The 21,083-nt window shown below is 67.6% G+C and carries 25 protein-coding genes; 16 read left to right on the plus strand and 9 right to left on the minus strand.

What is annotated here, in order from left to right; all coding sequences use genetic code 11:
- Window positions 1-12: 12 nt before the first annotated feature.
- From AC30PD_RS20775 to AC30PD_RS20805, 7 genes are all read left to right on the plus strand, one after another.
- On the plus strand, window positions 13-411 hold the full coding sequence (locus tag AC30PD_RS20775; protein WP_489537598.1) for a RidA family protein: 399 nt from the start codon (window positions 13-15) through the stop codon (window positions 409-411).
- A gap of 24 nt (window positions 412-435) precedes the next feature.
- On the plus strand, window positions 436-1,617 hold the full coding sequence (locus AC30PD_RS20780; protein ID WP_489537599.1) for an acyl-CoA dehydrogenase: 1,182 nt from the start codon (window positions 436-438) through the stop codon (window positions 1,615-1,617).
- Between the two features lie 28 nt (window positions 1,618-1,645).
- The gene (locus AC30PD_RS20785) at window positions 1,646-3,268 is read left to right on the plus strand and encodes an AMP-binding protein (protein ID WP_489537600.1); all 1,623 of its coding nucleotides are present in this window, start codon (window positions 1,646-1,648) and stop codon (window positions 3,266-3,268) included.
- 76 nt (window positions 3,269-3,344) lie between these two features.
- Window positions 3,345-3,755: a DUF3224 domain-containing protein gene (locus tag AC30PD_RS20790; protein ID WP_489537601.1), complete on the plus strand. Its 411-nt coding sequence runs from the start codon at window positions 3,345-3,347 to the stop codon at window positions 3,753-3,755.
- Between the two features lie 4 nt (window positions 3,756-3,759).
- A complete protein-coding gene (locus AC30PD_RS20795) occupies window positions 3,760-4,254 on the plus strand; it encodes a GFA family protein (RefSeq protein WP_489537602.1) in 495 nt (164 codons plus the stop codon).
- Complete coding sequence (locus AC30PD_RS20800; RefSeq protein WP_489537603.1) at window positions 4,251-4,565, plus strand: putative quinol monooxygenase; 315 nt, start codon at window positions 4,251-4,253, stop codon at window positions 4,563-4,565. Before AC30PD_RS20795 ends, AC30PD_RS20800 begins: the two co-directional genes overlap by 4 nt.
- Before the next feature lie 25 nt (window positions 4,566-4,590).
- Window positions 4,591-5,031 (plus strand): hypothetical protein, encoded by a 441-nt coding sequence (locus tag AC30PD_RS20805; protein ID WP_489537604.1) that lies wholly within the window; start codon window positions 4,591-4,593, stop codon window positions 5,029-5,031.
- A gap of 15 nt (window positions 5,032-5,046) precedes the next feature.
- Here the strand turns inward: AC30PD_RS20805 and ccmI are convergent, their stop codons facing one another.
- Genes ccmI through ccmA form a run of 9 tightly spaced genes read right to left on the minus strand, consistent with a single transcriptional unit; the run spans window position 5,047 to window position 11,931 of the window.
- Window positions 5,047-6,327: a c-type cytochrome biogenesis protein CcmI gene (ccmI, locus tag AC30PD_RS20810; protein WP_489537605.1), complete on the minus strand. Its 1,281-nt coding sequence runs from the start codon at window positions 6,325-6,327 to the stop codon at window positions 5,047-5,049.
- Window positions 6,327-6,785 (minus strand): cytochrome c-type biogenesis protein, encoded by a 459-nt coding sequence (locus AC30PD_RS20815; protein ID WP_489537606.1) that lies wholly within the window; start codon window positions 6,783-6,785, stop codon window positions 6,327-6,329. Before AC30PD_RS20815 ends, ccmI begins: the two co-directional genes overlap by 1 nt.
- The gene (locus AC30PD_RS20820; RefSeq protein ID WP_489537607.1) at window positions 6,782-7,330 is read right to left on the minus strand and encodes a DsbE family thiol:disulfide interchange protein; all 549 of its coding nucleotides are present in this window, start codon (window positions 7,328-7,330) and stop codon (window positions 6,782-6,784) included. Before AC30PD_RS20820 ends, AC30PD_RS20815 begins: the two co-directional genes overlap by 4 nt.
- A complete protein-coding gene (locus AC30PD_RS20825; RefSeq protein WP_489537608.1) occupies window positions 7,327-9,273 on the minus strand; it encodes a heme lyase CcmF/NrfE family subunit in 1,947 nt (648 codons plus the stop codon). Before AC30PD_RS20825 ends, AC30PD_RS20820 begins: the two co-directional genes overlap by 4 nt.
- A gap of 30 nt (window positions 9,274-9,303) precedes the next feature.
- Window positions 9,304-9,741 carry a cytochrome c maturation protein CcmE gene (gene ccmE / locus AC30PD_RS20830; RefSeq protein WP_489537609.1) on the minus strand — a complete coding sequence of 146 codons (438 nt, stop codon included), beginning with the start codon at window positions 9,739-9,741 and terminating at the stop codon, window positions 9,304-9,306.
- Window positions 9,742-9,753: 12 nt separating this feature from the next.
- Window positions 9,754-9,936, minus strand: a complete 183-nt coding sequence (gene ccmD, locus AC30PD_RS20835; protein ID WP_489537610.1) for a heme exporter protein CcmD — start codon at window positions 9,934-9,936, stop codon at window positions 9,754-9,756.
- Window positions 9,923-10,663, minus strand: a complete 741-nt coding sequence (locus AC30PD_RS20840) for a heme ABC transporter permease (RefSeq protein ID WP_489537611.1) — start codon at window positions 10,661-10,663, stop codon at window positions 9,923-9,925. The genes ccmD and AC30PD_RS20840 overlap by 14 nt, the downstream gene beginning before the upstream one ends.
- A complete protein-coding gene (ccmB, locus tag AC30PD_RS20845) occupies window positions 10,664-11,329 on the minus strand; it encodes a heme exporter protein CcmB (RefSeq protein ID WP_489537612.1) in 666 nt (221 codons plus the stop codon).
- Window positions 11,326-11,931: a cytochrome c biogenesis heme-transporting ATPase CcmA gene (gene ccmA / locus AC30PD_RS20850; RefSeq protein WP_489537613.1), complete on the minus strand. Its 606-nt coding sequence runs from the start codon at window positions 11,929-11,931 to the stop codon at window positions 11,326-11,328. The genes ccmB and ccmA overlap by 4 nt, the downstream gene beginning before the upstream one ends.
- A 433-nt stretch (window positions 11,932-12,364) precedes the next feature.
- Between ccmA and AC30PD_RS20855 the strand changes: the two genes are divergently transcribed.
- Genes AC30PD_RS20855 through AC30PD_RS20895 form a run of 9 tightly spaced genes read left to right on the plus strand, consistent with a single transcriptional unit; the run spans window position 12,365 to window position 21,077 of the window.
- Window positions 12,365-13,375 (plus strand): FAD:protein FMN transferase, encoded by a 1,011-nt coding sequence (locus AC30PD_RS20855; RefSeq protein WP_489537614.1) that lies wholly within the window; start codon window positions 12,365-12,367, stop codon window positions 13,373-13,375.
- Between the two features lie 26 nt (window positions 13,376-13,401).
- On the plus strand, window positions 13,402-16,392 hold the full coding sequence (locus AC30PD_RS20860) for an HzsA-related protein (RefSeq protein WP_489537615.1): 2,991 nt from the start codon (window positions 13,402-13,404) through the stop codon (window positions 16,390-16,392).
- A 32-nt stretch (window positions 16,393-16,424) separates the two neighbouring features.
- Window positions 16,425-17,030 (plus strand): hypothetical protein, encoded by a 606-nt coding sequence (locus AC30PD_RS20865; protein WP_489537616.1) that lies wholly within the window; start codon window positions 16,425-16,427, stop codon window positions 17,028-17,030.
- Window positions 17,027-17,818: an SH3 domain-containing protein gene (locus AC30PD_RS20870; protein WP_489537617.1), complete on the plus strand. Its 792-nt coding sequence runs from the start codon at window positions 17,027-17,029 to the stop codon at window positions 17,816-17,818. Before AC30PD_RS20865 ends, AC30PD_RS20870 begins: the two co-directional genes overlap by 4 nt.
- 16 nt (window positions 17,819-17,834) lie before the next feature.
- Window positions 17,835-18,491, plus strand: a complete 657-nt coding sequence (locus tag AC30PD_RS20875; protein WP_489537618.1) for an outer membrane beta-barrel domain-containing protein — start codon at window positions 17,835-17,837, stop codon at window positions 18,489-18,491.
- A 14-nt stretch (window positions 18,492-18,505) separates the two neighbouring features.
- A complete protein-coding gene (locus AC30PD_RS20880; protein WP_489537619.1) occupies window positions 18,506-19,027 on the plus strand; it encodes a TlpA family protein disulfide reductase in 522 nt (173 codons plus the stop codon).
- A 2-nt stretch (window positions 19,028-19,029) separates the two neighbouring features.
- Entirely contained in the window at window positions 19,030-19,266 is a 237-nt protein-coding gene (locus AC30PD_RS20885; RefSeq protein WP_489537620.1) for a DUF4266 domain-containing protein, read from the plus strand.
- Window positions 19,253-20,410 carry a DUF3570 domain-containing protein gene (locus AC30PD_RS20890; RefSeq protein ID WP_489537621.1) on the plus strand — a complete coding sequence of 386 codons (1,158 nt, stop codon included), beginning with the start codon at window positions 19,253-19,255 and terminating at the stop codon, window positions 20,408-20,410. The genes AC30PD_RS20885 and AC30PD_RS20890 overlap by 14 nt, the downstream gene beginning before the upstream one ends.
- A 13-nt stretch (window positions 20,411-20,423) precedes the next feature.
- Window positions 20,424-21,077, plus strand: a complete 654-nt coding sequence (locus tag AC30PD_RS20895) for an AraC family transcriptional regulator (protein ID WP_489537622.1) — start codon at window positions 20,424-20,426, stop codon at window positions 21,075-21,077.
- The last annotated feature ends 6 nt before the right edge of the window (window positions 21,078-21,083 follow it).

The raw sequence follows: 21,083 nt of genomic DNA on the forward strand, positions 1-21,083 counted from the left end.
AGAGACCACACCATGACCCAAGTCCTGCTCCCCGAAGGCTGGCCGCGCCCCAAGGGCTATTCGAACGGCGTGGCCGCCACCGGCCGCCAGGTGTTCATCGCCGGCATGATCGGCTGGGACGCGCAAGGCGTGTTCCACAGCGACGACTTTGCGGCGCAGACGCGCCAGGCGCTGCAGAACATCGTCGACGTCTTGCGTGAAGCCGGCGGCCGCCCCGAGCACATCGTGCGCATGACCTGGTACGTGACCGACAAGCGCGAATACCTGGCCGCCGGGCGCGAAGTGGGCGCGGCGTTCCGCGAGATCATCGGTTCCTACAATGCAGCGATGACGGCGGTGCAGGTGACCGCGCTGATCGAAGACCGTGCCAAGGTCGAGATCGAAGCCACCGCCGTGATCCCGATCCACTGACCTCTACCGAACGGAGCCCCCGCCATGGCCAAGACCAAAGCATCCTTCAAGTGGGACGACCCGCTGCTGCTCGACCAGCAGCTCAGCGACGAAGAACGCGCCGTGCGCGACGCCGCAGCCGCCTACAGCCAGGACCGCCTCGCACCACGTGTGCTCGAAGGCTTTCGCAGCGGCACCACCGACCCGAAGATCTTCCGTGAGATGGGCGAGCTGGGCCTGCTCGGCTCGACCATTCCAGAGCAGTACGGCGGCGCCGGCCTGAACTACGTGTGTTACGGCCTGGTGGCACGCGAAGTCGAGCGTGTCGACTCCGGCTACCGCTCGATGATGAGCGTGCAGAGCTCGCTGGTGATGGTGCCGATCAATGAGTTCGGCAGCGAAGCGCAGAAGCAGAAATACTTGCCGAAGCTGGCCACCGGCGAGTGGATCGGCTGCTTCGGCCTGACCGAGCCCGACCACGGCTCCGACCCCGGCAGCATGGTCACGCGCGCGAAGAAGGTGGCCGGCGGCTACGCGCTGAGCGGCGCCAAGATGTGGATCAGCAACTCGCCGTTCGCCGACGTGTTCGTGGTCTGGGCCAAGGACGACGAAGGCGCGATCCGCGGCTTCATCCTGAACAAGGGCGCGAAGGGTTTGAGCGCCCCTGCCATCCACGGAAAGGTCGGCCTGCGCGCCAGCCTGACCGGCGAGATCGTGATGGACAACGTGTTCTGCCCCGAAGAAGACGCGTTCCCTGAAGTGCGTGGCCTGAAGGGCCCGTTCACCTGCCTGAACAGCGCCCGCTACGGCATTGCGTGGGGCGCGCTCGGCGCGGCCGAAGACTGCTGGTTCCGCGCCCGCCAGTACACGCTCGACCGCAAGCAGTTCGGCAAGCCGCTCGCCGCCAACCAGCTGATCCAGAAGAAGCTGGCCGACATGCAGAGCGAGATCACGCTCGGCCTGCAAGGTTGCCTGCGGCTGGGCCGCATGAAGGACGAAGGCACGGCCGCAGTCGAGATCACCTCGATCATGAAGCGCAACAGCTGCGGCAAGGCGCTCGACATCGCCCGCCTGGCGCGCGACATGATGGGTGGCAACGGCATTTCAGATGAATTCGGCGTGGCGCGCCACCTCGTCAACCTCGAGGTCGTAAACACCTACGAAGGCACGCACGACGTGCACGCGTTGATCCTCGGGCGCGCGCAGACCGGCATCTCGGCTTTCTGATCGACCAACGGGCAAGGAGTCTTTCGTCGTGGCCAGCGCACACATCGACACCTTCGCGCGCGACCACCTGCCGCCGCCCGAGCAGCAGCCCGAGTTCATCTTCGAGCTGCCCGAGCTGCAGTTCCCCGACACGCTGAATTGCGCGACGGAACTGCTCGACCGGCACATCGCGGCCGGCCACGGTGACCGGCCGTGCGTGAGTGCACCGGGCGGTCCGAGCTGGTCGTATGCCGAGCTGCAGCAGCAGGCGAACCGCATCGCGAACGTGCTCGTGCATCACATGGGCCTGGTGCCCGGCAACCGTGTGTTGCTGCGTTCGGCCAACAAGCCGATGCTGGTGGCGTGCTGGTTCGCGGTGATGAAAACCGGCGGCATCGCGGTGGCCACGATGCCCATGCTGCGCGCGAAAGAGCTGGTGCAGATCATCGACAAGGGCGAGGTCACGCACGCACTCTGCGACCACGCCTTGCGCGCCGAGCTCGAAGCGGCGCAAGGGCAGGCGCCGCGGCTCACGCGGGCCGTGTACTTCGGCGACCCGTCGGCCGCCGGGCTCGAAGCGCTGATGGCCACGCAGCCCGCTCGATTCGACAACGTGGCCACGGCCGCCGACGACACCTGTTTGCTCGCGTTCACCTCGGGCACGACCGGCCAGCCGAAGGCGACGATGCACTTCCACCGCGACGTGATGGCGAGCTGCGTGTGCTTCCCGCCGCACGTGCTGCGCGCGAACGGCGACGACGTGTTCATCGGCAGCCCGCCGCTCGCGTTCACCTTCGGCCTGGGCGGCCTCACGCTGTTCCCGACGAGCGTGGGTGCGTCGACGGTACTGATCGAAAAGGCCTCGCCGCCCGACCTGCTCGACGCGGTGGCGCGCTTCGGCGCCACGGTGCTCGTGACGGCGCCGACCTCGTACCGCGCCATGGCCGCCGCAGCGCGTGAACGCAAGATCTCTGCCGCCCACGGCGGCACGCTGCGCAAGTGCGTGTCGGCCGGCGAGGCCTTGCCTGCGGCCACCCGCGCGTTGTGGCGTGAGGCCACCGGCATCGAGCTGATCGACGGCATCGGCGCCACCGAGATGCTGCACATCTTCATTTCTGCCGACGAAGCCGAAGCCCGCCCCGGCGCCACCGGCCGCGCCATTCCGGGCTACCGCGCCTGCGTGATGGACGACGCCGGCCGGCCCGTGCCCGCAGGCACCGTGGGCCGCCTGGCGGTGAAAGGCCCGACCGGCTGCCGCTACCTCGACGACGCGCGTCAGGCCAACTACGTGAGCGGCGGCTGGAACTTCACCGGTGACGCTTATCTGATGGACGTCGACGGCTATTTCGTCTACCAGTCGCGCACCGACGACATGATCGTCTCGGCCGGCTACAACATCGGCGCGCCCGAAGTCGAAGAAGCCTTGCTCGCACACCCCGCCGTGGCCGAGTGCGCGGTGATCGGCGTGCCCGACGAAGAACGTGGCCGGATCGTCAAGGCCTTCGTGGTGCTGCGCCCGCCGCACGTGGGCGACGACCCGATGAAGCGCACGCTGCAGGACTTCGTCAAAGCCGCCATCGCGCCCTACAAGTACCCGCGTGCGATCGAGTTCCGCGCCGCCCTGCCGCGCACCGAGACGGGCAAGCTGCAGCGGTTCAGGCTGCGTGATTGACCGATCGGCGCTCACACCGCGAAGTCAGGAGCCATCACCCGTGAAACACGCCGATGATCCGCACGCGAGGAAAACGATGACAACACGCGCCACGGGGCTGTTCGAAGTGAAGATGTCGCCGGCACCGCTCGCCGACGCAGGCGCTGACGCCATGCTGGGCCGCATGCTGCTCGACAAGAGCTTCAGCGGTGACCTGGTCGGCACGGGCAAGGGCGAGATGCTGATGGCCGGCACGGCGGTCAAGGGTTCGGCCGGCTACGTGGCCATCGAGCGGGTGACGGGCACGCTTGCCGGGCGCAGCGGCAGCTTCGTGCTGCAGCACTCCGGCACCATGAACCGTGGCGCGCCGCAACTCTCGGTGACGGTCGTGCCCGACTCTGGCACGGGTGAGTTGACTGGCCTGTCCGGCCAGTTGGCCATCATCGTGGCCGACGGCCGGCACCGCTACGAGTTCGACTACACGCTGACGGCGCCACAGCCACAATGACCGGATGAACTCACCCACCTCTTTCGCCGAAGGCGGCTGCAGCTGCCGCCAGGTGCGCTATCGTTTGGCGACGAAGCCGATGTTCGTCAACTGCTGCCATTGCAGCTGGTGCCAGCGCGAGAGCGGCGCGGCGTTCGCGCTGAACGCGATGATCGAAAGCGACCGGGTGCAGGTGCTGCAGGGCGTGGTCGACCTCGTCGACACGCCGTCCAGCAGCGGCCAGGGCCAGTTGATCGCGCGCTGCCCGCGCTGCCGCGTGGCGCTCTGGAGCCACTACGCCGGCGCCGGCAAGGCGGTCTCGTTCGTTCGTGTCGGCACGCTCGACGAACCGGCCTTGCTGCCGCCCGACGTGCACATCTTCACCACGACGAAGCAACCCTGGGTCGTGCTGCCGCCGGGCAAGCCGGCCATGGCCGAGTACTACAAGGCCAGCGAGCTGTGGCCGGCAGAGAGCCTGGCCCGCCGCGCCGAGCTGGCGAAACAAGGAGACGCCCGATGATTCTGGTGCACGGCAGTGTGGTCGCCCGCGAGGGCTCGTTCGCCGAAGCGCTGGCGCTGAGCCAGGAACACGTGGCACGTTCGCGCGCCGAGCCCGGCTGCATCGCGCACGCCGTGCACCGCGACACCGAGAACCCGCTGCGGCTGGTGTTCGTGGAGCAGTGGGCGAGCCAGGCGGCGCTGTGGGAGCACTTCAAGGTGCCCGCCTCGCGCGCGTTTGCGAAGTCGCTCGCCGGCCTGGCGGCCGCAGCGCCCGAGATGACGCTGTACGAAGCCTCGCCGATCGAGCTGCCGGGCCGCGGCGCGGCCTGATCGCACGGCCGCGAAGCGCCAGACGATGATGCCTGCCCACCGTTGGCTCTGCGTCACGTTCTTCGTGCTTGCGTGGGTCGCCGCGCCCGGCGCTCGGGCGGCCGACGAAGCGAGTGCTTTCGACGGCCTCTGGAACGTCACGCTCACCTGCCCGCCGCACAACGAAAACGAGGACGCGAAGGGTTATGTGCACCGCTTCCCGGCAGAAGTGAAGGGCGGTGTGTTCCGTGGCACACACGGCACCGAAGGCGAGCCGAGCTGGCATCTGCTGACCGGCAACATCGCTGCAGACGGCCGGGCAGCGCTGCAGCTCGACGGCATCGTCAACAACCCGGACTACGCGGTCGGCAAGGCGTATCGGGGGAAGCCTTACAGCTACCGCGTGCGGGCACGGTTCGAGGCTGGCAGCGGCACCGGCCAGCGCATCGGCAAGCGCCAATGCGACTTCAAGTTTCAGCGCCAGTAGGCTCGTCGCGAGCGCTCAGGGCCGCGTCTGGTCGATCTGCAGCTTCAGGTCGCGTGCGCCGGGCTTGACGACCGCGCCGGTGCCGATCAGGTCGCCCGGGCCCGGCGTGGCGCTGCCGCTGCGCGAGATGCGCGCTTCGATGCGCACTTCGGTGAAGCCCGAGATCTTGAAGTCGGGGCTGACCGCGAGCGAGTCGTCGAGCTTGAAGTTGAGCGGCAGGTCGGACACCTTGGCGCGTTGCACGGCCAGCGGCATGCGCGGGCCTTGCACGGCGCGCGCGAAGACGAACACGGTGTCGGTCGGCAGGGCCTGCGCCTTGAGCGCGGGGGCCAGGCTCACCTGGCCCCGGATGGCCGTGTCGCCAGTCGCCGCGGCAGCCTGTGTCGTGGGTGCCTGCGCGCCGGCCGAGGCTGGCGGGCTGATGAGCTGCGTCGCGTCGGGTTGCGGTATGGCGCTGGTGCTGGTGCTGGCCACGGCGCCGCGGATCTGCTCCAGTTGGCCCTGCACCCACTTCGCGTCTTCAGAGTCTGGTGGCAACTGCTTGAGCAAGCGCTCCCACTGCGCCACGGCCGAAGGCATGTCCTGGCGGTTGAAGGCGGCGGTGGCCGAGAGCGCCAGCGCCATCGGGTTGTCGGGGTCGAGCTTCAGCGCCCGACCCACCGCTTCCATCGGCTTGCCTTCGAGGTTGCCGTTGTTGTTGGCAGCCAGCACGTCGGCGTATTCGGCCAGCAGCACCGGGTCGCGGTCGAGCTCGGCACCGATGCGCTCGAAGGCTTTCTGCGCGTCGGGCATGCGGCCCATCACGCGGTAAGAGCGGCCGAGCACGGCCCAGCCCTTGGGGTCGTCGGGCTTGGCTTCGAGCCGGGCGGCGAGCGTGGCGACCATCTTCTCGACGTCGGGCTGCGTGCTGGCCTGGCGCGCGGCCGGGTCGAGCGCGGCCGGCTGGCCGAGCTGCGTGTACAAGGCCGCGGCGAGCAGCGGCACGGCGAGCGCGATCACGAGCGTGGTGGTACGTGCGCTCGCCGGCGCGGTGGCGGCGGCCTCGGTCACGCTCGTGTCGTCGAGCAGGCGCCGTTGCAGTTCGCCGCGGGCCTGCGCGTGGTCGGTTTCGGCCAGCGTGCCGGCAGCGAGATCACGGTCGAGTTCGGCCAGCTGGTCGCGGTAGATGCCGGCGTTGATCTCGCGGGTGCTGGCCACCACATCGGCCGCACGGCGGCGCCACGGGCGCAGCAGCAACAGCAGGGTGACGGCAACGAGCAGGGCGGACGCGAGGACGAATGCAGTGAGGGCGGTCATCAGGTTTTTTCACCGAGCAAGGCGGCGGCCTCGCGTTGTTCTTCGGGCGTCAACGCCTCGCTCGTGCTGCGGCGCCGGCGCACGAACATCACCAGCGCGGCCAGGCCCGCGGCGAGCAGCACGAAGGGCCCGCCCCACAGCAGCCAGGTGGTCGGTTTGACCGGCGGGCGGTAGCGCACGTAGTCGCCATAGCGGCTGACGAGGAAGTCCATCACTTCCTTGTCGGTCTTGCCCTGTTTGATCAGGCTGCGGATCTCGCGGCGCAGGTCTTGCGCCAGGTCGGCGCGCGAGCCGGCGAGCGACTCGTTCTGGCACACGAGGCAACGCACTTCTTCGGCGATCACGAGCAGGCGCTGCTCGACGACCGGGTCGTCGGCCAGTGGCGCAGCTTCGTTGGCGAAGGCGGGTGATGAGAGCAACTGCAGCAGGAGCGCGAGAACCAGCCCGGCGCGGATCATTTCTGCAGTTCCTTGATCAGCGGCAGGATCTTCTTCTGCAGCACCTCGGGCGTGACCGGGCCGATCTGCTTGAAGCGGATCGTGCCGGCCTTGTCGATCACGTAGGTTTCGGGCACGCCGTAGACGCCGTAGTCGATGCCGACGCGGCCGTCGGCGTCGACCACCGAGAGCGTGTACGGGTCGCCGAATTTCGCGAGCCAGCCTTTGGCGTCGGCGCGCTGGTCTTTGTAGTCGAGGCCGATCAGTGGGGCGATGTTGGCCTTCGCGAAGTCGACGAGCACCGGGTGCTCCTGGCGGCACGACACGCACCACGAGGCCCACACGTTGAGCAGCCAGACCTTGCCTGCCATGTCTTTGGGCCCGAAGCTCGCGTTGGGCGTGCCCGCGGGCGCCTGCGGGTCGGCGTCGAGGCGCGGCAGCGAGAACATCGGTGCGGGTTTGCCGACCAGCGGCGAAGGCACTTCGTGCGGGTCGCGGTTCAGGCCGATGCCGAGGAACACCGCCAGCACCAGAAACAGCGCCAGCGGGATCAGGAAACGTTTCATGCCGGCGCCCCTTGCAGCGCGGACCGCTTGGCCTTCAGGCGGTAGCGCCGGTCGCTCGCGGCGAGCGCGCCGCCGAGCGCCATGAACAGGCAGCCGCCCCAGATCCAGACGATGAAGGGCTTGAAGTAGACGCGCACGCTCCACACCGGCGCAGCGCCCGGGGCATTGAGCGGCTCGCCGAGAGAGACGTAGAGGTCGCGCGTGAAACCCGAGTCGATCGCGGTTTCGGTCATCGGCATCTGCGACGAGAAGTAGTTGCGCTTCTCGGGGTGCAGCACCGTTCTCACCTGGCCGCCTTTCGAGAGCTCGACGTCGCCGCGCTGGGCCACGTAGTTGGGGCCCGGCACCTGGTTCACGCCGAGCAGCTTGACGGTGTAGCCGCCGATCTCGACGGTTTCACCCACTGCCATGCGCACGTCCTTCTCGACCTCGTAGCCTTTCACGAGCGTCACGCCGATCACGAACACGCCGATGCCGAAGTGCGCCGCGTGCATGCCCCAGAAAGAGCGCGGCGGCCAGCCGGACTTCAGGCGCTCGCGGATCTGGAACGCGGTGCTGGCGAAGATCCACACCGCTAGCAGCAGGCCGAGCGCGACCAGCGGCGACCAGGTGCCGACGAGGAAGGGCAGGCCGATGCCCGCAGCGAGCGCGAGCCCGGCCGCCAGGCGCAGGCGCTGCGCCATGTCGCGGGCATCGGCCTGTTTCCAGCGCGCCAGCGGGCCGACCGCCATCAGGAACAGCAGCGGCAACATCAGCGGCATGAACACGGCGTTGAAGTAGGGCGGCCCGACCGAGAGCTTGCCGAGGCCGAGCGCGTCGATCAGCAGCGGGTACAGCGTGCCCAGCAAGACCGAGGCGGCGGCCACCATCAGCAGCACGTTGTTGATCAGCAGCAGCGTTTCGCGCGAGACCACCGCGAAAGCGCCGCCCATGCTGACTTTGGGCGCACGCCAGGCGAACAGCGCCAGCGAGCCACCGATCACGACGGTGAGGAAGAGCAGGATGAACACGCCGCGTTTCGGGTCGGCCGCGAACGCGTGCACCGAGGTCAACACGCCCGAGCGCACGAGGAAGGTGCCGAGCAGCGAGAGCGAAAAAGCGCAGATCGCGAGCAGCACGGTCCAGTTCTTGAAGCTGCCGCGTTTTTCGGTGACGGCCAGCGAATGGATCAGCGCGGTGCCGACGAGCCAGGGTGTGAACGAGGCGTTTTCGACCGGGTCCCAGAACCACCAGCCGCCCCAGCCCAGCTCGTAGTAGGCCCAGTACGAACCGAGCGCGATGCCGAGCGTGAGAAAGACCCACGCGACGGTCGTCCAAGGGCGTGACCAGCGCGCCCAGGCCGCGTCGAGCCGGCCGGCGAGCAAAGCGGCAATGGCGAAGGCGAAGGCGACCGAGAAGCCCACGTAGCCCATGTAGAGCATCGGCGGGTGGAACACGAGGCCGGGGTCCTGCAGCAGCGGGTTCAGGTCTTGCCCGTCGGGCGCTGCGGGCAGCAGCCGGTCGAACGGATCGGAGGTGAACAGCATGAACATCAGGAAGCCTGCCGACACCAGGCCGAGCACACCGATCACACGCGCCACCATCGCCTGCGGCAGCTGGCGCGAAAACAGGCTGACGGCGAGCGTCCAGCCGTTGAGCATCAGCACCCACAGCAGCAGCGAACCTTCGTGGCCGCCCCACACGGCCGAGGCGCGGTACATGGTCGGCAGCTTCGAGTTGGAATGCCCGGCCACGTAGGCGACCGAAAAGTCGTTCGCAACAAAAGCCTGCATCAGGCAAGCAAACGAAAAAAGTATCAGGGCGAACTGGGTCTGCGCTGCCGGCCGCGCCAGCGCGATCCAGCCGGCGTGGCCGCGGTGCGCGCCGACGATCGGCAGCACCCCCTGGATCAGGGCGATCAGAAAGGCGAGGATCAGGGCGAGGTGGCCGAGTTCGGGCGTCATGGGGTGGCTCTCATGGATTCTGGGCAGCGCTCACTTGAGCGTCTTGGCCGTCTTGTTGGCCTGGTCGACCGCGTGCTGCGCTTCGGGCGGCATGTAGTTCTCGTCGTGCTTGGCCAGCACCTCGGTCGCGACGAAGTGGCCGTCGCTGCGCAGCTTGCCTTGCACGACCGCGCCTTTGCCTTCCTTGAACAGGTCGGGCAGGATGCCGGTGTAGCTCACCGCCACGTCTTTGGCGGTGTCGGTGATGACGAAGTTGACCGTCATCTGGTCACGCTTCAGGCTGCCTTCGCGCACCATGCCGCCCACACGGAAGGCGCGGTCTTTCGGCGCTTCGCCGACCACCACCTGCGACGGCGTGAAGAAGAACGCGACGTTGCTCTGCAAGGCGCTGAGCACCAGCGCCCCGGCGATGCCGATGCTGGCGACGCCGCCGACGATGATGGCGATACGTTTGTGACGCGGTTTCATGCGGTGCTTTCGTTACCAGCCGGTGGCGGCGTTGATGTTGCGCTGTTCGAGCAGGCGCCGCAGCACCAGCCGGCGCCTTTGCCGGACCAGCAGCGGCTCGGCCACCATGCACACCACGCACGCGCCGAAGCTGCCCCACACGTAGAAGGCATAACCGCCCATCGCGAAAAATTCAGCCGCGTTATTCCAGTGCATCTTTGACCCAGTCGGCGCCCGATTCGCGCTCGAGAATGATGGTGCGCACGCGAGCGAGCGCCACGGCGATCGCGTACATCCAGAACGCCAGGGCCATCAGCAGCATGCCCCAGAGCATGGTCTGCGCCATCGAAGGCGAGCGCGTCAATGACACTGACGCGCCCTGATGCAAAGTGTTCCACCACTTGACGGAAAAATAAATGATCGGCACGTTGACGACGCCGACGATGGCCAAGACCGCGCCGGCCTTGTCGGCGCGCCGCGGGTCGTCGATGGCGGCCTGCAGCGCCATGAAACCGAGGTAGAGGAAGAGCAGGATCAGCTCCGACGTGAGGCGTGCGTCCCAGACCCACCAGGTGCCCCACATCGGCTTGCCCCACAACGAGCCGGTGGCCAGCGACAAGAACGCGAACAGCGCGCCGGTGGGGGCGAGCGCCGTGGCCATCATGGCCGACAGGCGGGTGTTGAAGGCCAGCCCGATCGCGGCCCAGAAGGCCATGGCGCAGTAGATCACCATCGACATCCAGCTCGCCGGCACGTGCACGAAGATGATCCGGTAGCCCTCGCCCTGCTGCGCGTCGGTGGGCGCGACGAAGAAACCGATCCACAGCCCGGCCGCGCCGAGCAGCGCGGCAGCCCACGCGAAGAGCGGCACCAGGCGCCCGGCGAGCGGGTAGAACGTGGCGGGCGAGGCGTAGCGCCACCAGAGCGAGTTCGTGTTGTTCATCTATTCGAGTGCAATGCGAAGGGCGACGGTCGCCGCCCACGGCGCGAAGAATACGGCGATCACGAGCAAGGCGCCGAGGATCGACAACTGCGGCCCGGCGCCCAGGCCGGCGGCATGCGCCTCGACGGCGCCGGCGCCGAACACCAGCGTCGGGATGAACAGCGGCAGCACCAGCAGCGCGAGCAGCGCGCCGCCGCCTCGCACGCCGAGCGTGAGCGCCGCGCCCACCGCGCCGATCAGGCTCAACACCGGTGTGCCGATCAGCAGGGCGATCACCAGCACCTGCAGCGTGCCGGTGTCGAGGTCGAATTGCAGGCCGAGCAAGGGCGCGATCAGCACCAGCGGCAAGCCGCACAGCAGCCAGTGCGCCGCGATCTTGCCGGCCACCAGCAGCACGAAAGACTGCGGCGACAGCGCCATCTGCTCGAGCGTGCCGTCGGCGTGGTCGGCCGCGAACAGGCGCGGCAGGCCGAGCAGCGTGGCCAGCAGCGCCGCGACCCAGAGCACGCCGGGCGCGATGCGCCGCAGCATCTCGGGCTCGGGGCCGATGCCGAGCGGGAACAGCGTGACGACGACCACGAAGAAGAACAGCGCCGTCACGACTTCGCTGCGGCGGCGGGCGGCGAGCAGCAGGTCGCGGCGGGCGGCGTTCCACAACGCGCTCACAACAGCACCTCGGCACCACCGGCCAGCGGCACCGGCTGATGGCTCGTCAACACGACCATGCCGCCTGCGGCGAGGTGGGCCGCGAGCACGTCGCCGATCAGGCCGACCGCATTCGTGTCGAGCGCCGCGAAAGGTTCGTCGAGCACCCACAGCTTGGCCGGGCGCACCAGCAGCCGCGCCAGCAGAACGCGGCGTTTCTGGCCAGCCGAGAGCCAGCGTGTCGGCAGCTTGCCGCGGCCGTGCAGGCCCAGGCGCTGCAACGCTGCCAGGGCGTCGGCCTCGGCCAGCGGCAGGCCGTCGAGCTCGTTGGCGAGGGTGAGGTTCTCGAGCGGCGTGAGTTCTTCTTTCACCGCCGCCTGGTGGCCCAGATACAACAGCGCGCGTTTGAATTCGTCACCGCACTCGGCGATGGGCACACCGCCCCAACGCACCTCGCCGTGGTCGGGCGCGCTGATGCCGACGAGGGTGCGCAACAAGGTCGTCTTGCCGGCGCCGTTGGTACCGCTGACCTGCAACCAGCCACCGGCGGCGAGCGCCAGGCTCAGGTCCTTGAACAACAGGCGCTCGCCCCGTGAACAGGCAAGTTGGGTGGCGCTGAGCATGGAGGCGGGTGGGGTGTGGGTGCGTGGGCTGCCGGGCGCGGTCTGGTGGCGCGCGAGGCTCCGCATTATCTGTGCAAGCCGGAGCCGCCCTTGCGCGGCCGAAACCTGCTCTTCCGAGCGACCAATCTGGTCGCTCGAGAACACATTTGAAGCGTCTGCTTGCAGACCCGACAAATGCTGACGGATTGTTCTGCGACCGGATGTAAGGTGCTCGCCAGTTGCCAACTATTGACGCCTTTTAAGGCGCGACATGGCTCGATGATGCGGTCCCGAAGCAGGCACACGGTTTGCCTCTTTCGGGCGGGCAGCAAGAGCTCGACGAGCAACAACCACAGGGAAGCAGAGTGAAAACACCACCGGTTCGGTTCATGCCACACGGCGCGCGCTTGCAGCGCGCCGGGGTGCCGGGCCGGGCGCTTTCCGGGGGTCGGCCATGAAGTTCGGCTCGTCGGGTTCGGGCAGCCGTTCGATGGATTTCGGGCGCGGTGGCGCCGTGGCCCAGGGCGACTGGCATGCCCGTGAAGAAGCGATCATGGGCACCGCGATCCGGGTCGAGCTGTGGAGCGAAGACCGCGCCGACGGTGAAGCCGCGATCAACGCGGTCATGTCGGAGATGCACCGCATCGACCACGCGATGAGCCCGCACAAACCCGAGTCGGAGCTGTCGCGCATCAACCGCCACGCCGCGGCGGCGCCGGTCAAGCTGAGCGAAGAGATGGCCCGGCTGGTGAGCCGCGCGATCGATTTCTCGAAATTGTCGGGCGGCGCCTTCGACATCACCTACGCCAGCGTCGGCCACCTCTACGACTACCGCGAAAAGATCAGACCCAGCGACGCCGCGATTGCCCAGGCACGCGAAGCGGTCGGCTACCAGAACCTGATTCTCGACACCGCGGCGCGCACGCTGCGTTTCGCCCGCGAAGGCGTGCGCATCGACCTGGGCGGTTTCGCCAAGGGCCACGCTGTCGACAACGCCACGGCGATCCTGGCGCGGCGCGGCATCCGGCATGCGATCGTGTCCGCCGGCGGCGACAGCCGCGTGATGGGCGACCACCGCGGCCGGCCCTGGACGATCGCGATCCGCGACCCGCGCCGGCCCGGCGAGGTGGTGGCGGTGCTGCCGCTCGAAGACACGGCCATTTCCACATCGGGCGACTACGAACGGTTCTTCGAGCAAGACGGGGTGCGTTGCCACCACGTGCTCGACCCGAAAACCGGCAAGTCGCCGAGCAGCGTGCACAGCGTGACCATCCTCGCCGCCGATGGGCTCACGACCGAAGGCCTCTCCAAGAGCGTCTTCGTGCTGGGGGTGGAGAAGGGCATGCGGCTGATCGAATCGCAGGAGGGCGTCGACGCGGTCGTGATCGACGCCGCCGGTCAATTGCACTACTCGTCGGGCTTGCTCGACGGCGGGGCGCAGGCCGGCACACAAGCTCGTCAATGAACGAACCGATCTACAGGGGGAAAACGATGAACACGATTACCAGAAGCAACGCGCAGTGGATGGCCTTGTCAGCCGTTCTGCTCGCGGCCGGCCTCGCCGGTTGTGGCAGCAGCGGCAGCGACTCGACCTCGGTCACGGTGAACGGCGACGTGCCGATCGCTTATGCGAAGCGCTCGAACACGATCACGATCAACCCGACCAACGGCAGCTCGTTCGCCGCCGGCGGCGACTTGATGGTGCGCGAAAAATCTTCGGCGAGCGCACCGGAACACAACCTGACCGCGCGCTTCACGCAGGGCAAGGGCGATGCCTCTGACCCGGAAGTGTCTTACGACGGCAAGAAGATCGTGTTCTCGATGAAGTGCCCGACGTCGAACACCTCGACGATCGGCGACCTGCCAGCATGCACCGGCGCCTGGAACATCTGGGAATACGACATGACCGTCGGCGGCCTGACCGGCGGCACCTTCCGCCGGCTGACCAGTGCCAGCGATTCCGACGACGTCGACCCGGCCTACCTGCCGGCGGGTCGCGGCTTCGTGTTCTCGTCGAACCGCCAGACCCGCTCGAAGTTGCTCGGCGCGATTCCGGGCCAGACCTACTTCGCCCTCGACGAATACGAGCGCGAGCGGGTGCTGAACCTGCACACGATGGACGACACCGGCGGCGCGATCACGCAGATATCGGTCAACCAGAGCCACGATCGCAACCCCGTCGTGCGCCCCAACGGCGACATCATGTTCTCGCGCTGGGAACACGTCGGCCCGCGCAACCGCTTCGCGATCTTCCGCACCAAGCCCGACGGCACCGACATGTTCGTGCTGTACGGCGCACAGAGCCCGGGCAACAGCTTCCTGCACCCGCGTGACATGGACCCCAGCGGCAAGTACAAGGGCTTCGTCTCGTCCGACCTGATGTCGCTGTCGCGCACGCAGGAAGGCGGTGCGCTGATGTTCATCGACGCGGCGCGGTACTCCGAGAACAACACGCCGGCCAACAGCACGGTGCCCACCCAGGGGGGGCAAACCGAAGTCACCGACAAGACGCTGAACCAGGGTCGAGGCCTGTCGATGTTCGGCCGCATCACCACGCCTTACCCCCTGTGGGACGGTTCCAACCGCGTGCTGCTCGGTTATCGCCCGTGTGAAGTCACGCGCAATGGCGTGGTCGTGGCCTGCGCAACGCTGACCCCCGAAGAAATCGCGATGCTCAACGACGATGAGCGAACCGACGCCCAGATCGCAGCGAGCCCGATCCAGGACAACGTTCGTGCGTCTTATGCCATCTACATGTACGACCCGGGCCCGCAGACCTGGCTGATCGTCGCGGCGCCGCCGGTCGGCTTCATGTACACCGACCCGGTGGCGATCCAGGCGCGCACGGAGCCCAACGCCATCGACCCGACAGCCATCGATTCGACGCTGGCCGCGCAAGGCATGGCATTGATCGAAGTGCGCAGCATCTACGACACCGACGGCCTGGAGCGCATGGGTGAAACCATGCTGGCACCGGTCGACCTTCCGACGAACTGCACGGTCGGTATCGCCAAGACCGCACCCACCGACACGATGGACACCCGGGCGCGCGTCGCCGACCTGGCACGCATGAAAGACCCGGCCGATCCAGCCTACGGTTGTTCGCCGGCGCGCTTCGTGCGGGCGACGCGGGCGGTTGCGCCGCCGTCGAGCACCATGGGCCTGCGTTCGGCGATCGGCGAGACCGATTTCGAGCAGGTGCAGATCCTCGGCTACGCGCCGGTCGAACCCGACGGTTCGTTCAAGCTGAAAGTGCCGGCCGACGTGCCGCTCGCGTTCTCGATCGTCGACGCCAAAGGGCGCGGCATCCAGACCCACCTGAACTGGATCCAGGTTCGCCCCGGCGAGCGCCGCACGTGCGACGGCTGCCACAGCCCGCGCCGCGGCGGTGCGCTCAACTCCGGCGCGATCGTCAACAACATGCCGGCGGGCTTGCTGCCCAGCATGTCGGCCGCCCACCAGTCGGGCGAAACGCTGGCGGCGCTTCGCACCCGCCTCGATGCCACCGCGCTGAACCTCAAGCCCGACATGGCCTACACCGACGTGTGGGCCGACACGAGCAAGAGTGGCGTGACCGCGATCGCTTCGATCTCGGTCAAGTACACCGGCAACACCAACCCGGCCGACGACCTGGCCACCGCTGCGCCGACCAACGGCCTGATCAACTACCCCGACCACATTCAGCCGATCTGGTCGCGGGCCCGCGGCACGGCCGGCGCCAACACCTGCACCACCTGCCACGCCGACGCCGTGAAGCTCGACCTGCGGGGCGTCACCTCGGGCACGGGGCGCCTCACCTCGTACGAAGAGCTGCTGCTCGGCGACCCGGTGATCGACACGGCCACCGGCCTGCCGGTGACCCGCATCCGCGAGGGCGTGCCCGAGATCGTGCGCGGCGCTGCGCTGGTCGAGACGATGGCCGGCAACGCGGCCGGCATGGCCCGCAGCAGCCGACTGGCCGAGATCATGTTCGGTGAAACACTCAAGGCCGGCGCTGAAGCCACGACCGCTCACCCGAACCCGCCCGGCGGCGCACCGAACCATGCGCTGATGCTGAATGCGGCCGAGAAGCGACTCATCACCGAGTGGATGGATCTGGGCGGCCAGTACTACAACAACCCGTTCGCTGGCGGCGTGCAACCCGCTCGCCTGAGCGAGAGCGTGTTCGCGGCGCAGGTGTACCCGATCCTGAGTTCGACCTGCGCGGCCAGTTGCCACCAGGCCATCGGCAGCGAGACAACGCCGGCCGGCGCCAGCTTCCGCCAGAACCGGTTCGTGCTGACCGGCAGCCCCGAAGGTGACTACAACGTCAGCCTGTCGATGATTTCCGACACCTGCCGCGCGGCGTCGAACTACCTGCTGAGCCGGCCTTCGACCGTGCCGCACCCGGCCGGGGCAGTGGGCCAGACCACGGCAGTGTTGCCGGTGGGCAGTGCCAACTACAACACCATCGCCAACTGGATCAGCGGGGGTTGCCCGTAACCATGACGACCGCGCAACGAAAAGAACGGCGGTTGAGGGCGCGACGCAGCAGCACCGCGGCCTGCCTGCTCGCACTCGGCTTGGCCGGGTGCGGCGGCGGTGGCAGCAACCCCATCGGCAACCCGCCCGAGGTGAGCAACCCGGTCGGCGTGACGGGCCAGAAGCTGTCGTTCGCGTACTTCCAGAAGTGCATCAACCCGATCTTCGTTGCGCGGCTGCAGATCAACATCGGTGGAGCCATCTCCACCAACACCTGTGCCGGTTCGGGTTGCCATGACAACACCACCGGCACCGGTGGTGCATTGCGCGTGGTGGCCAACGCGCAGCCGGTCGACCTGACCGACCCGGCCAACACGCCGGACGTGATCCGCACGACCGACATGTACAAGAACTTCTACTCGGCGCAGGGCTCGGTCGTGATCGGTGCCGTCACGCAGAGCCGCCTGCTCACCAAACCGCTGGTGCTCAACGTGTTGCACGGCGGCGGCCTGATCTTCGAAGACCTGAACGACCCGAACGCGCGGCTCATGCAGTACTGGATGACCCACCCCGCGCCCAACGGGCAAGACGAGTTCAGCACCGCCACCTACAGCATGTTTACCCCTGCCGACCTGAGCGGCACGTGCAACACCCAATGAGTCCACTCTTCGCCCGCCGACCCGCCGGATTCAAGCCTTTCTCGAACACGCTGCTTTCGCTCAGCCTGAGCGCGCTCACGTTGTTGGCCGTGCCGCCCGCGCACGCCGCCGAAACGAACGAAGAGCGGGTGCAGGTGACCGACCCCTTCATCGAACTGCGCACCGGGCCCGGGCGCGGTTATCCGATCCACTTCGTCGCTGCGCGCGAAGAATGGATCTCGATCGAACTGCGCCACACCGACTGGTACAAGGTGCGCACGGCGGGTGGCAAGATCGGCTGGGTCAACCGCAGCCAGCTCGTCACCACGCTCACCGAAGCGGGCGGCGCCAAGAGCTTCCGCGACATCGCGCTCGACGACTACCTTCTGCGCCGGGCCGAGTTCGGCGCCGGCTGGGGCCGCTTCAAGGCCGAGCCGATGCTCAAGCTGTGGGCCGGCTACAAGATGAGCGACACGCTCAGCCTCGAAGCAACCGCCGGGCAGGTGCAGGGCGTCTTTTCGGGCACGAACTTCTGGCACATCAACGTGCAGTCGGAGCCCTGGTCCGACCAGCGCATCTCGCCGTTCTTCGGCATCGGTGTCGGCCGCTTCAAGAACATCCCGAACACCAGCCTGGTGTCGGCTTCGAGCACCAACTCGAACCTGACCAACGCCACGCTCGGCGTGAAGTTCCACCTCACCGACCGCTTCGTCGCGCGCGTGGACTACAGCCTCTACACCGCCTACCTCTCCGACGCCCGCAGCAACCAGTACCGGGCGCTGACTGCGGGCCTTTCTTTCTTCTTCTAACGGCCGAAAAGTGACCATGCACCAACCACATTCAGTCACCCTGGCACTGCTCGCCGCCTTGCTCGTGCTGCCCTTCGCCGCGACCGCTCAGGAGCAGAAGGCCGACCAGAAGGCGCCCAATGAGCAGGTGATCGTGCCCGAGGTCGACCGCCGCCCCATCAAGCTGCCCAAGTTCCCGTCGAACGACTTCGAGATCGGCACCTTCGCCGGCAGCTACGCCACCAAGAACTTCGGCACCAGCCTGGTCTACGGTGTGCGCCTCGGTTACCACATCACCGAAGACGTGTTCGTGCAGGCCGTCTACGGCCAGACCAAGGTCAGCGACGAATCGTTCCGCCAGATTCTGCCGGGCGGCATCTTCGTCAACCCGACCGAGAAGCTGAGCTACTACAACGTGTCGGCCGGTCTGAACGTGCTGCCCGGTGAAGTGTTCTTCCTGCGCAGCCGCGCGTTCCCGTCGTCGCTCTACATCATCGGCGGCATCGGCAGCACCAGCTTCAACGCGCAGCGCCGCCAGACCTTCAACCTCGGCTTCGGCGCCAAGGTCTACCTGAGGGACTGGGTGTCGCTGCAGCTCGACATGCGCGACCACATCTTCTCGCTCGACCTGCTCGGCAAGCGCCAGAGCACACAGAACCTCGAGTTCACGGGCGGCCTGAGTTTCTACTTCTGACCGGCGCACATCGCATGAGCCTCTCCTTCAAGAAAAACCTGCTGCGCAGCGCGCGCGCGCTGCTGGCCGCCACCGTCGGCGTGTGTGCGGTGGCCTGGGCCGCGCCCATCGCGCCGGGTGCCCTGGCGCCCGACTTCACGCTGCGCACGCTCGGTGGCCCTAACCTGCGCCTGCAGGAACAGCGCGGGCGCGTGGTGCTGGTCAACTTCTGGGCCACCTGGTGCGCACCGTGCCGCCAGGAGATGCCGCACCTGAGCAAGCTCTACGACAAGTACGGCTCGTCGGGTTTCGTGCTGCTCGGCGTGAACGTCGACGACGACACCAAGAACGCCGTCGACCTGGCCACCAAGCTCGGCCTGAAGTTCCCGGTCTCGCTCGACAGCGACAAGAAGGTCAGCAAGCTCTACGACCTGAGCGCCATGCCGTCGACCGTGCTGATCGACCGCGAAGGCCGTGTGCGCTTCGTGCACCGCGGCTACCGGGACGGCTACGAGAACACCTACGACCAGCAGATCCGGGGCCTGTTGAAGGAATGAACATGCTGCGTGTGATTTCAAGCGGCGCTTCGATCGCCGCCTTGCTGTCGATGGCCCTGCTGTCGGGCTGTGCCATCGAGCCCTGGGTCAAGCCCTACGAGCGCGAGCGCCTGGCCGACCCGATGATGAAGTTCTCGCGCAACGGCCTGGCCGACAAACACCGCGACCACGTGTTCGAGGTGCGTGAAGGCGGGCGCGGCGCCACCGGCGTGCAAGGGGGCGGCTGTGGCTGCAACTGACCTGCCCACCGGCGCACCCCGCGGCTGGCGCCGGGTGTTGAAGGCGCTGTTCGCCTGGCGCCACGCCGCCAGCGCGCCGCTGGCCGGCCTGCTCGGCGGCTTGATCGCACCGGGCGCGGCGCAGGCCGTCGACCTGCCCGAAGACAGCGTCGACGCGATGATCCACTCCTACGACGGCGGCGGCGTGCGCGCCATCGGCCCGGCTTTGCTGGTGCGCAAGAAGCTGCTCGACAAGGTGTCGCTCTCGGCCTCGTACTACATCGACTCGGTCAGCAACGCGTCGATCGACGTGGTGACGACCGCCAGCCCCTACAAGGAAAAGCGCACCGAATACGGCTTCGGTGTCGACTACGTGGTGCGCGACTCGACCGTGACGCTGGGCTTGCTCAGCAGCAAGGAACCCGACTACACGGCCGACTACCTGAGCCTCGACGTGGCCCAGGAAGTGTTCGGCGGCATGTCGACCGTGAGCCTCGGGTTCACGCGCGGTGTCGACAAGGTCGGCAAGAAAGGCGTGGGCTTCTTCGACGACGCCACGCACTGGAAGTACCGCCTCGGCCTCACGCAGATCCTCACGCCCACCTGGCTGATGAGCGCGAACTTCGAGGCCGTGGCCGACGACGGTTTTCTCGGCAGCCCCTACCGCGTGGCCCGCGTCTTCGGTGCCACCGTGCCCGAGCGCAACCCGCGCACGCGCACCGGCCGGGCCATGAAGTTCCGCGTCATCGGCGACATGGGTTCGCGCAACGCGGTGCGGGCCGAGTACCGCTACTACTGGGACACCTGGGCGATCAAGGCGCACACCGTCGAGTTGGGCTACAGCCGCTACTTCGGCGACCCCTGGCTCGCCGACGTGAGCCTGCGCTACAACACCCAGAAGCGCGCGCTCTTCTACAGCGACAACGCTACCACCGAGACCGTCTACGTCTCGCGCAACCGCCAGCTCGGCACCTACAACACGCTCGGCCTCGGCGGCAAGCTGTCGTACTCGATGGGCAAGCTGCAGGGCCGGTACGACGTCAAGCTCAACGCCTCGTACGAGCGGGTGCGTTTCAAGTACAGCGATTTCACCGACGTGCGGACCGGCAAGGCCTACAGCTTCGACGCCGACCTGCTGCAGCTCTTCGTGTCGGCAACCTTTTAAGAGAGTGGGCGCCATGTTGTTTCGATCCTCCGGTTTTTTCGCCGCCGCTTTCGTGGTGACCGTGGCCGCACTGTCGGCTGCCCTGCCTGCGCAAAGCGCCGACGCGCCGGCCAAACCGGCGGCCGCTGCCAGCGCACCGGCTGCCGCCTCGGTGAGCGCACCGGCGCCTGCCGCCTCTGCCAGTGCCCCGGCCGCCGCGGCAGCCGCCGCCAGCGCGCCGGCCGGTGGCCTCGACGGCCGCATCCAGGACGTGAAGAGCGACGTGATCAAGCTCAACCGCGACCTGCTGGTGCTCGAGGAAGAACTGCTGTTCCCCGCCAACACACAGGTCGCGCTGTTCGTCTCGATGGACGTGGGCAAGCTCTTCTCGCTCGACTCGGTGCAGATCAAGCTCGACGACAAGCTGATCGCCAACTACCTCTACACGCCGCTCGAAGTCGAAGCACTGCACCGCGGTGGCGTGCAGCGGGTCTATCTCGGCAACCTGAAGGCCGGCACGCACGAGATCGTGGCATTCTTCACCGGCCAGGGCCCGCACGAGCGTGACTACAAGCGCGCCACCACCGTCAAGTTCGACAAGGGCACCGACCCGAAGTACATCGAGCTGCAGATCAAGGACTCCACGGCCAAGCTGCAGCCCGAGTTCGAAGTCAAGGTCTGGCAGTAAACCCCC

Source organism: Rhizobacter sp., assembly GCF_032229685.1.
Taxonomy (GTDB): domain Bacteria; phylum Pseudomonadota; class Gammaproteobacteria; order Burkholderiales; family Burkholderiaceae_C; genus LMDS01.

Bases quoted from the DNA above. Each gene is read 5' to 3' on its own strand.
- AC30PD_RS20840 (WP_489537611.1), bottom strand. From the start codon at position 10,663: ATGAACAACACGAACTCGCTCTGGTGGCGCTACGCCTCGCCCGCCACG.
- AC30PD_RS20885 (WP_489537620.1), top strand. From the start codon at position 19,030: ATGCTGCGTGTGATTTCAAGCGGCGCTTCGATCGCCGCCTTGCTGTCG.
- AC30PD_RS20895 (WP_489537622.1), top strand. From the start codon at position 20,424: ATGTTGTTTCGATCCTCCGGTTTTTTCGCCGCCGCTTTCGTGGTGACC.
- AC30PD_RS20860 (WP_489537615.1), top strand. From the start codon at position 13,402: ATGAACACGATTACCAGAAGCAACGCGCAGTGGATGGCCTTGTCAGCC.
- AC30PD_RS20825 (WP_489537608.1), bottom strand. From the start codon at position 9,273: ATGACGCCCGAACTCGGCCACCTCGCCCTGATCCTCGCCTTTCTGATC.
- AC30PD_RS20795 (WP_489537602.1), top strand. From the start codon at position 3,760: ATGAACTCACCCACCTCTTTCGCCGAAGGCGGCTGCAGCTGCCGCCAG.
- AC30PD_RS20805 (WP_489537604.1), top strand. From the start codon at position 4,591: ATGATGCCTGCCCACCGTTGGCTCTGCGTCACGTTCTTCGTGCTTGCG.
- AC30PD_RS20875 (WP_489537618.1), top strand. From the start codon at position 17,835: ATGCACCAACCACATTCAGTCACCCTGGCACTGCTCGCCGCCTTGCTC.
- ccmI (WP_489537605.1), bottom strand. From the start codon at position 6,327: ATGACCGCCCTCACTGCATTCGTCCTCGCGTCCGCCCTGCTCGTTGCC.
- AC30PD_RS20780 (WP_489537599.1), top strand. From the start codon at position 436: ATGGCCAAGACCAAAGCATCCTTCAAGTGGGACGACCCGCTGCTGCTC.
- AC30PD_RS20870 (WP_489537617.1), top strand. From the start codon at position 17,027: ATGAGTCCACTCTTCGCCCGCCGACCCGCCGGATTCAAGCCTTTCTCG.
- AC30PD_RS20855 (WP_489537614.1), top strand. From the start codon at position 12,365: ATGAAGTTCGGCTCGTCGGGTTCGGGCAGCCGTTCGATGGATTTCGGG.
- ccmE (WP_489537609.1), bottom strand. From the start codon at position 9,741: ATGAAACCGCGTCACAAACGTATCGCCATCATCGTCGGCGGCGTCGCC.
- AC30PD_RS20800 (WP_489537603.1), top strand. From the start codon at position 4,251: ATGATTCTGGTGCACGGCAGTGTGGTCGCCCGCGAGGGCTCGTTCGCC.
- AC30PD_RS20880 (WP_489537619.1), top strand. From the start codon at position 18,506: ATGAGCCTCTCCTTCAAGAAAAACCTGCTGCGCAGCGCGCGCGCGCTG.
- ccmD (WP_489537610.1), bottom strand. From the start codon at position 9,936: ATGCACTGGAATAACGCGGCTGAATTTTTCGCGATGGGCGGTTATGCC.
- AC30PD_RS20790 (WP_489537601.1), top strand. From the start codon at position 3,345: ATGACAACACGCGCCACGGGGCTGTTCGAAGTGAAGATGTCGCCGGCA.
- ccmA (WP_489537613.1), bottom strand. From the start codon at position 11,931: ATGCTCAGCGCCACCCAACTTGCCTGTTCACGGGGCGAGCGCCTGTTG.
- AC30PD_RS20775 (WP_489537598.1), top strand. From the start codon at position 13: ATGACCCAAGTCCTGCTCCCCGAAGGCTGGCCGCGCCCCAAGGGCTAT.
- AC30PD_RS20815 (WP_489537606.1), bottom strand. From the start codon at position 6,785: ATGATCCGCGCCGGGCTGGTTCTCGCGCTCCTGCTGCAGTTGCTCTCA.
- AC30PD_RS20820 (WP_489537607.1), bottom strand. From the start codon at position 7,330: ATGAAACGTTTCCTGATCCCGCTGGCGCTGTTTCTGGTGCTGGCGGTG.